The 8,314-nt window shown below is 55.9% G+C and carries 5 protein-coding genes and 3 pseudogenes; 6 read left to right on the top strand and 2 right to left on the bottom strand.

Annotated features, from left to right (window positions below; translation table 11 throughout):
* The 6 genes and pseudogenes from VMU57_RS22870 to VMU57_RS18765 all read left to right on the top strand — a co-directional run.
* Positions 1-279, top strand: a pseudogene (locus tag VMU57_RS22870) (UDP binding domain-containing protein); the annotation flags it as partial.
* A gap of 72 nt (positions 280-351) precedes the next feature.
* Positions 352-1,317 (top strand): annotated as a pseudogene (locus tag VMU57_RS18785) (UDP-glucuronic acid decarboxylase family protein); the annotation flags it as partial.
* A gap of 407 nt (positions 1,318-1,724) precedes the next feature.
* Positions 1,725-2,462 carry a response regulator transcription factor gene (locus tag VMU57_RS18780; RefSeq protein WP_325386232.1) on the top strand — a complete coding sequence of 246 codons (738 nt, stop codon included), beginning with the start codon at positions 1,725-1,727 and terminating at the stop codon, positions 2,460-2,462.
* Between the two features lie 52 nt (positions 2,463-2,514).
* Positions 2,515-4,323: an ATP-binding protein gene (locus VMU57_RS18775; protein ID WP_325386230.1), complete on the top strand. Its 1,809-nt coding sequence runs from the start codon at positions 2,515-2,517 to the stop codon at positions 4,321-4,323.
* A 58-nt stretch (positions 4,324-4,381) separates the two neighbouring features.
* Entirely contained in the window at positions 4,382-5,905 is a 1,524-nt protein-coding gene (locus tag VMU57_RS18770; protein ID WP_325386228.1) for a hypothetical protein, read from the top strand.
* Positions 5,905-6,624 (top strand): hypothetical protein, encoded by a 720-nt coding sequence (locus VMU57_RS18765; protein ID WP_325386227.1) that lies wholly within the window; start codon positions 5,905-5,907, stop codon positions 6,622-6,624. Before VMU57_RS18770 ends, VMU57_RS18765 begins: the two co-directional genes overlap by 1 nt.
* A 268-nt stretch (positions 6,625-6,892) precedes the next feature.
* Here VMU57_RS18765 and VMU57_RS18760 read toward each other — a convergent pair whose 3' ends face one another.
* Together VMU57_RS18760 and VMU57_RS18755 are read right to left on the bottom strand one after the other, a co-directional pair.
* Complete coding sequence (locus tag VMU57_RS18760; RefSeq protein WP_325386226.1) at positions 6,893-8,023, bottom strand: hypothetical protein; 1,131 nt, start codon at positions 8,021-8,023, stop codon at positions 6,893-6,895.
* A 98-nt stretch (positions 8,024-8,121) separates the two neighbouring features.
* Positions 8,122-8,314: pseudogene (locus tag VMU57_RS18755) on the bottom strand (hypothetical protein); the annotation flags it as partial.

Here is an 8,314-nt window from a genome sequence, read left to right as displayed (position 1 = left end):
TTTAAGGGGGGCACAGACGACGTGCGGGAATCGCCCGCCATTCGTGTGGTGCGCTCATTGATAGCCGATGGATGCATCATCACCGCATACGATCCGGCAGCCATGAAAAATGCGCAAGCGGTATTGCCAGAAGGCAGTGTTGCTTTCGCGGAGAATGCTTACCAGGTCATGGATGAGGCGGACGCTCTGGTAGTGCTTACAGACTGGGCCGAATTTTCTCAGCTGGATATGGTTCAGATCAAGCAGAGGCTTGGCAGTCCGATCGTTCTTGACGGTCGCAACATGTTTGACAGCAGCGCAATGAAAGAAATGGGGTTGACATATGTTTGTGTTGGCCGCCCGTCGGACGGGATTGTCACCGCCAAACAGGCGTTCTCAGCCGGGAAGAGAAAGAAGAGGGCACTTGTAACAGGCGCAGCCGGATTTCTCGGGTCGCATATGGTCGACGCGCTTCTTGCCGAGGGTTATTCCGTGCTCGGAGTCGATAACTTGCTGACAGGCCGGGTCAAAAACATACAGCACCTCAATGGAGATCCACACTTTGAATTCTTGAGACACGATATTTCGGAGCCGTTCGATCCTGGCACTATGGACATGGTGTTCAATATGGCGAGTCCAGCGAGCCCAGTCGACTATACGATCCATGGAGTAGAGACCTTACTTGTAGGCTCATCAGGCACCCGCAATGCTCTTGAGATTGCAAGGCGGTACAAGGCGAAGTTCTTGCACTGTTCCACTTCGGAATGTTACGGCGATCCCCTCATCCATCCTCAGCCGGAGTCTTATTGGGGCCATGTCAACCCGATCGGGCCGCGCTCGGTTTATGACGAGTCGAAGCGCTTTTCTGAAGCCTTGATTATGGCATATCACCGGTACTACGGTGTCGATACGCGGCTTGTGCGAATCTTCAATACTTATGGGCCCCGATTGCAGCTAAACGATGGTCGGGTTATATCGAATTTTCTCAGGCAAGCATTGTGCGGAGAAGACCTTACGATCTATGGAGATGGTAGCCAGACGCGAAGCTTTTGTTATGTCTCCGATCAGATTGACGGTCTGCTGCGTCTCATGCATTCGGACGAACACAATCCTGTGAATATCGGCAATCCGGAGGAATTTACCATTCTCGAATGCGCAAATGAGGTTCTTGCAGCTACGGGTTCGGAAAGCCGCCTTGTATTTCGATCGTTGCCGCAGGATGATCCCAAACAACGGTGTCCGGATATTACCAGGGCAATGACCCTGCTAGGTTGGACGCCAAAAGTTAGACTTCCTCAAGGATTGCACCTCTCAATTCCATGGTTCGCGGCGAATATCGGCAAGAAGGCCGACAATGAGCATCTGGCTCCGCGCCACATAACTTTACCGGCGCTAAGCGAGCTTCCTTTACGAACTGGGTCGGCGCGCACGGTAACACTTGTGGACTCAATGCGGAGTGTTTCCTCATAAGAAGAGAGGTCGCCAAAACGTATGTTGAACGCCATCCGACCGAAGGACACAGCGGAGAGGGGCGGCGATCAACTCAGGCTGGCGGCTCCGTTCCCATTAGGGCCAGCGGAAGAAGCAGACCCCGAAAGACGAAGGCTCCGGTGAAAAGAAAGACTCGATCCGGGAGGCCTCCCGATGTATAGAGATGCAGAATGTCATCTGATTGTAATTTCTGGGGTGTCTGTGAACGGGAATAGACTTGTATCGACCAGAATAGAAGGGAGAGGTGCTGGATCATGGTTAACGACACGGAAGTGGCAGTGGAAATCGCAATCGACGCTGTACCCGCGACGAATCTCGGCACCATTCTTATCGTAGAAGATGACCCGCGCATGCAGAAGGTGCTGCGCAGAATTTTCGCCGAGGAGCACTACGCCGCTGTGATAGCTAGTGATGGTCAAGCCGGGTTGGATCTGTTTCGCAGTGAGCGGCCGCTCGCGGTCGTCCTCGATCTGATCCTTCCGCATATCTCCGGACGCGAACTTTGCCAGACTTTCAAGCATCTCTCCAGCGAAACTCCGATCGTGGTGCTCAGTGCGATCACTGAAGTCGCAGATAAGGTGCTTCTCCTCGAGTTGGGGGCTGATGATTATGTCACAAAACCTTTTAGCCCACGGGAGCTTACAGCCCGCGTTCAAGCGGCCATCCGCAGACAGCGCAAGCCAACAGCACAAACGATCTATCGCTTCGCCGATTGTGAGATCGACTTCAGGAAGATGACCGCCCGGCGCAGTGGGAATCCCGTGATCCTGACGGCGCACGAGTTCAAACTGCTGAAGTATTTTACTGAGAATGTGGAGCGTGTCCTCACACGCGAGGTCTTGCTCAACGAGGTTTGGGGATATCATTGTTTCCCGACCACGCGAACCGTAGACAACCAGATTCTAAAGCTGCGTCAAAAGCTGGAGTCTGATCCGGCGAATCCCCGACATCTGCTCACGATTTACGCGGCAGGGTACAAATTTGTCCCATGATTCTAAAGTCGCCCATCGGCCGGAGAACGACCCTGCGCTGAGAGTAGCTGGGATGCCCGCGAAGCAAGGCATCCGAACGCATGTGCTACTCGTCGTTGCCATGGCGCTGGTGATCGCAACCGTGACCAGCCTGTGCGTCCTACTCATTCGTCATCGTTTGCGAGCGCAAGTGACAGACGGCCTATCGCAGGATCTAGATCATTCTGTTATCACCTTCCAGAATCTGCAAGCCGACCGGCTGGGAGCTTTAGAGCGCGAGAATGCTCTTCTTGCCGAACTTCCGACCCTCAAAGCGCTGATGACAAGCGGTGACGACCTCACCATTCAGGACGGCGCCGTCGAATTCTGGCAGATCAGCGACGACGATCTGTTCGCGCTTGCGGATCCGAGCGGCCGGGTAGTGGCGGCCTATACAAAGGGTGCATCTGCTGACAAGAATCTTCGCCGAGGGCTGACAACTCTGCTGGCTGTTCCAGGCAAGCACTATCTCATCGACGGCGGATCGCTGTACGCCTGCTCGGTGCGTCCACTTTACTTCGGCAGTGATGAAGACGGGACCCTGCTGGGCTACGTCGTCAGCGGCGTTTCAATCGAACGCACAGTGCGGCAGATCAGTCAGCCCACCGGTGTCGAGGCGACGTTTCTCAGCAGCGGCCGGATCGTCGCCAGCACGCTTGAGCTCGCGATGCAAGCGAATCTGGCGACGCAACCTCTGTTGCTTTCCAGCACACCTCGAGCGCCTGCGACAGTGAAGCTTGGAAATGCTCGATTTCTTGTTGCTACAGAAGATCTCTCCGCTACAGCTACGTCTCCACTGCAGTTGGTTGTTTTGAAATCTTTCGAACCAGCGGAGCGTTCTATCAACCGCATCGACCGGATGGTCCTGATTGCAGGATTGCTGGCACTTCTTTTAGGCACGGCTCTGATGATCGGTCTTTCGCGCCTCGTGACTCGTCCACTTGAAGAGCTCTCTAGGAGTGTGAGAGCGTTTGGCGCGGGAGATAGGCGATACCATATCCCACGGCAGGGCACCTTGGAAGTGAGGCAGCTAACTACTGCATTCGCCGGTATGCGGAACGAGATTCAGCAGGCCCACCGGGCGTTGCTCGAATCCGAGCGGCTGGCGACCATTGGCCGGATGGCGAGCTCGATATCCCACGATCTCCGCCATTATCTCGCCGCGGTCTATGCCAACTCGGAGTTTCTCGCCTCCGATCGGCTTTCCGCAAAAGAACGCGCGGAGATCTTCGCGGACATTCGTGCGGCGGTCCACGGTACGACAGACATGATCGAATCGCTGCTGATCTTCAGCCGGACCGGCGCCAGCATCAGGAAATCGCCGATATTGATGGCACCACTGCTCGAACGCACGGCAGCGCTGATCCGCGCACATCCTGACGCAGAGGGCGTGACCGTGGTGACGCGTTGCGGCAATTCTGCGGATACCGAGGCCGTTGTCGACGAAAAGCAGATCGAGCGAGCGATTTACAATCTGCTGCTCAATGCCTGTCAATCCGTCCGCAGCCTCGGAACGACGGCCAACGTTGCGATCACTCTTGAAACACAGGAGCGGGATATGGTCGTCAACGTCATCGACAACGGTGCCGGCGTTCCAGAGAAGATTCGTAAGAGCCTCTTCGAGCCCTTCGTGAGCGAAGGAAAGCAGAAGGGAACGGGCCTTGGTCTCACACTCGCTCACTGCATTGCAGTGGAGCACGGAGGAGGGGTCGTTCTTCTTAGCAGTCGTCCTGGCGAGACGATCTTCCAGATGAAGGTGGCGCGCGAGCTTCGAATGCAGGACACTGCGTCGGAGTCGAAACGTCACGATCAGGTGATCGCAGATGAGAATGTGCGGACCTAGACGAATACGGGATTGTCGTGTCACACTTCGCAACGCATGGCGAGTGGTACCGCTTTTCATGGTGTTTTTCGGGCCTTCGGTGCACGTCCTCGGCGCGCAGACGACGAGTCAGGAGAGCCTGTCACAGCAGATCCAGAAATTGACCGACTCCATGGCACGCACGCAGGCCCAACTCGAAGAGTCTCAGCGGCAATTAGACGAGATGCGTAAGCAATTGACCGCATTGCAACGCCAATTGGCACAGAGTGGATCGACCCCGGCAACTACCACATCTCCTGTTCCGGCTCCGGCGTCATCTTCTTCCACGACGCGGCCCTCGCCCGCAGCGACAACGACAGCGATTGAAGATCTCCGCGAGCGCCAGGCGATGCTGGAGTCTCAGATTGCGACTCACGAGCAAACCAAGGTGGAAAGCGAATCTAAATATCCAGTGAAGGTAACCGGCTTGTTGCTGCTGAACGGGTTTGTCAATACTGGAGCGGTCGATATGGCAGCAACACCAACTGTGGCGCTTCCTGGCTCAGGCAGTACGGGAGCGACTGTGCGGCAGACGGTGCTCGGCCTCGATGCGCGCGGTCCGCATCTGTTCGGCGCTCGCAGCTATGCCAATTTACGAGTGGATTTCGACGGTAGTCCGCAATCCAATAGCACGAACTACTCCGGCTACTATAACTCCAATACCACGCTGCTGCGACTCCGCACCGCTTACGCTGCCCTGCAATGGAAGCATACCGAAGCTTACTTCTCGCTGGATCGTCCGATCTTCAGTCCCGATACGCCAACTTCGCTGACGGCCGTGGCTGTGCCGCCGCTTGCCTGGTCCGGCAACCTGTGGACCTGGAATCCTCAAGTGGGTGTGACGCAGGATCTCGGGTTCGCCAGTTCACGCGATGTGCGGCTACAGGCTGCGCTGATCGATGTCGGCGACGCGCCTCTGTCGCCAGTGATCTCCGCCTCAGGAACTACGACGGGGACGCCGCCCAGCACCGCGGAGCAAAGCCGCTGGCCTGGTGTCGAAGCGCGTGTCGCACTGCTCGGGTCGATGCTGAACCATGACGGCAGTCGCGTCGGCCTAGGCGGATATTTTGCTCCTCACCACACTACGCTTGGTCACAACTTCGATGCCTGGGCGGGCACTCTTGATTGGCGCCTGCTCCTTCCGGCCCGTTTGCAACTGACAGGAAGCTTCTACCGCGGAATGGCGCTGGGTGGCCTTGGAGGCGGAGCCTACAAAGATTTCGCATATCGTTTCGACCCAGATTCAGGCGACTATTACCTCCGTTCGCTTGACGATGTTGGCGGATGGGCACAACTTAAGGAAAAGCTAACCGAACGGGTTGAACTTAATGCCGCCTTCGGGCTGGATGACGTGTTCGCCGGCGAATTGCGTCCTTATGCTGTCTCCGGCGGCACCATGTATCAGAACCTTGCCAGAAACCGCACGTACACCGGCAATGTGATTTACAGTCCGAGCGCATATCTGCAGTTTTCTTTGGAATACCGGCATCTGGAGAGCTCCCCCGTCGTCGGTCCTTCGGCCGGGAGCAATATCATCAGCCTGGGTGCGGGATACAAGTTCTGATGAGAAAGAGGATAATCGGCAAATGGCTGCTCTGCGCTGTCGCCGTGGCGTCGGGAGCGATGTGCGCCCAGGATCGTCCTTCCAAGAGCTCAATAGCCGAGCTGCGCCTCCACATCGTTTCATCCCGGCCCGGAAAGCATCGTGCTGTTCCGGCGGTCATTTGGTTGGAACCACTGGCCGGAACGTCCGCTCTTCCTTTCCTGCCTCATGGTCATTACACTCTGCTGCAGAAGAATCGCACATTCATCCCGCACTTGCAGGTAATTCCCGTCGGCAGCGTCGTTCAGTTTCCCAACGCCGATCCCTTCTTTCACAACGTCTTCTCGCTCTTTGAGGGCAAACGCTTCGATCTAGGACTTTATGAAGCCGGATCTAGCAAGTCGGTGACTTTTTCGCGCGAAGGCGTTTCCTATATCTTTTGCAACATCCATCCGGAGATGAGCGCTGTCGTGTTGTCTCTCACGACCCCGTTGTATGCGATTGCTGATGCCGACGAGTCGTTGGTGATTCGCAATATTCCGCCCGGTGATTACAAGTTGCACGTCTGGATCGAAGGCGTGCCCCAGTCCATTCTTGATGGCTTAGCCCGTCCTGTGCATCTTCCTTCTCGCTCTGTTGACCTCGGCGAGTTGAAAGCTCCAATAGCCCGAGCCGGGCCAATGACGCATGCCAACAAATTTGGGCGCGCCTACGATACACATTCCAAATCGACCTATTGATCCCTGACGCTCCCTTAACTTCGGAACAATTCAGAGACAGGATAATTCCATCCTCTCTACGCTATTTTCATCGTGCAGTCGTTGCCAATGTGACAATGACTGCTGGAGCATCTCGATGTAATCCAGAGAACTACTCATTGAACCGCGTCGCGATAGAACCTCACTTAGTTTGAAGCGTGAAGCGGACAGAGATGTGCCCGCCTCACTTCTGCGCCGGTGATGGGAATGGTGAGCAAATCATCGGTTTGACGATGCAAAACTGATTACGTCAGTCTTCTTTGCGTCCACCGCGCCGGGCTTGATCCGCGTCCTCCGCCAGATCGCGCATGTACTGGAAGAACGCTGGCGGTTGACCGATGAAGAGCCCCATTGCCGTCAAGAAATTCAAAACGCTCGTGGCTGCCCCCCGCGTTTCCGTCGGGCGAATGATCGAGCACGTCGGGAGCTTGCGGCTTAGAAAAGGGCACGGCTCAGGCATGATCAGGTTGGTCTGATATGTCTCTCCGCCAAACGGTGGAGACTTCAGGTCGGGGAACGTTACCGATACACCTGTCACTGGGTCCTTGGCGGTTAGTGGAGGCGCGTTTCCCGCCTTATCCGCCCACGTTTGAAAATGCATGGTTTCAGTGGGGCCAATACTGATCAAAATGCGCAAGACCTCAACACTGGTGGCTCTCTGAGCCATCCCGGGATACAGGCTTTGGCCACCTTGTTCGATTGTGGGCATGTGAAAGCCGGCGGTGTTCGCAATCGCCTGGAGGAAGTTGGGATCGACGGTATCTTCATCGGTCCTTGGAATAGCCGTGTGCTTCCCCACCGCTAGAGCTGGGATCGCCTGCGGAAACGTGAAACCCGGATCGAGATCGGGGTTATGGGTACTGCTTCGGTAGCGGGTCCACCAACTGGTGTCGAGCGTGAGCTGCATCAGGTTGGTGAGTCGCATCTTTCCGCTAGAGCCAGTTGCAGTGCTACCGAGTAGGGTACGAAAGGGCTCAAGGTTCACTGGATCAGCGCCCTTGGAGGTCAGATACGCGTTGAGAAAATCCTGATGAGTGAATTCATCCTCGGTATTGTCGTGGATGTACTGGGCCATGTCGGAGTCCAACATCGCAAGGGCAGCGGTGTAGGCAGGATTTCCGCTTCCACCTGGGACTTCGTCATCGGGGATGCCGCCGAGTTCGTTGTATTGCACCCAGAAGTCAGTCTCCAGGATTTCCGCTGCGGCGGCGAAGCGAAGCAGCGCTGCGTCTCCGGGAGTGAGACGACCGCTCCGTTCCTCAGGTCTCTCTTGCGCCAAAAGGGACGAACTATTCGCCAGGAGACCGACGCCGGCGGTGGCGATACCTGCTGCGGAAAGTCCATTTTTTACAAACGTACGCCGGTTGATCTCGGTTTTCATGCTGCTCCACATTTCTTTCATTGGGGAGAACCTCCATACTCACGAAGGCTAATTTTTGTGACCGCAGCAGGTGTCAGGGGAAGGTAAAACTTTTGTCACTAGAATGTATGGGTCTGGGCAACTTTCAATGAATGGTATGGTCCGAGGGGCCGAGTACCGGTCGCTCGCTGGATGCTATCGATACTTTGCTGATACGAGACGCGCTCTTCTTTATGAGTCATGGAGAATTGTGCGATCCAGGTCTGCACATCTCTGGCTGCTTTGTGGCCACGCTGAACGATCTCTTTCGCG

Origin of the sequence: Edaphobacter sp. (assembly GCF_035532915.1) — a bacterium.
Classification (GTDB): Bacteria; Acidobacteriota; Terriglobia; order Terriglobales; family Acidobacteriaceae; genus Edaphobacter.
Note: the sequence above shows the minus strand (reverse complement) of the source record. Positions and strands in the feature narration are given on the sequence as shown.

Bases quoted from the DNA above. Each gene is read 5' to 3' on its own strand.
- VMU57_RS18760 (WP_325386226.1), bottom strand. From the start codon at position 8,023: ATGAAAACCGAGATCAACCGGCGTACGTTTGTAAAAAATGGACTTTCC.
- VMU57_RS18765 (WP_325386227.1), top strand. From the start codon at position 5,905: ATGAGAAAGAGGATAATCGGCAAATGGCTGCTCTGCGCTGTCGCCGTG.
- VMU57_RS18770 (WP_325386228.1), top strand. From the start codon at position 4,382: ATGGTGTTTTTCGGGCCTTCGGTGCACGTCCTCGGCGCGCAGACGACG.
- VMU57_RS18775 (WP_325386230.1), top strand. From the start codon at position 2,515: ATGCCCGCGAAGCAAGGCATCCGAACGCATGTGCTACTCGTCGTTGCC.
- VMU57_RS18780 (WP_325386232.1), top strand. From the start codon at position 1,725: ATGGTTAACGACACGGAAGTGGCAGTGGAAATCGCAATCGACGCTGTA.